Here is a 661-nt window from a genome sequence, read left to right as displayed (position 1 = left end):
CCGGTGCTTGCCGATCTGGCCGAAAGCATCGTCGAGGTGTTGAGCCGCTCCGGTCCGCAAGACCTGCCGGCGATTGCGACGGTGTCGCGCAATGAGCCGCTTGTGCTGTCGTTTGCGCAGCAGCGGATATGGTTTTTGGCGCAGCTGGACGAGGGCAGCACGAACTATCACATTCCACTGGCCTTGCGGCTGCGTGGTGTGCTCGACCGCGGCGCCTGGCAGCGCAGCCTTGACCGTCTGTTTGCGCGTCATGAGGCGCTGCGCAGCGTCTTTGTCGCACCGGAGGGCAAGCCCTGGGTTGAGGTTCTGCCGCCGGCTGCGGGACTGCCGGTGGCCGAGCACGATCTGCGGGACAGGCCGGATGCTGAGGCTGCGCTTTTGGATCTGTGCCATGAAGAGGCGCGCACGCCGCTCGATGTTGCGCGCGGGCCGCTGATCCGCGGGCGTCTGATCCGGATGTCGGATGAGGACCACGTCTTCCTGCTCACCCAGCATCACATCGTCTCGGACGGCTGGTCGATGGGCGTTCTGGTGCGTGAACTCAGTCAGCTTTACCGGGCGTTCGAGGCTGGACAGGACGATCCTTTGCCGCCGCTGGCGATCCAGTACCCGGATTATGCCGCCTGGCAACGGCGGTGGCTGTCGGGGGAACGGCTGCAGA

The 661-nt window shown here is 65.5% G+C and carries 1 protein-coding gene; it reads left to right on the top strand.

The annotated features are described in order from the left end of the window. A partial coding sequence (locus tag NKJ73_RS34115) for a condensation domain-containing protein (protein ID WP_352572782.1) occupies positions 1-661 on the top strand: 661 nt, incomplete at both ends.

It is taken from the genome of Mesorhizobium sp. M0074 (assembly GCF_040322975.1).
Lineage (GTDB): Bacteria > Pseudomonadota > Alphaproteobacteria > Rhizobiales > Rhizobiaceae > Mesorhizobium.
Note: the sequence above shows the minus strand (reverse complement) of the source record. Positions and strands in the feature narration are given on the sequence as shown.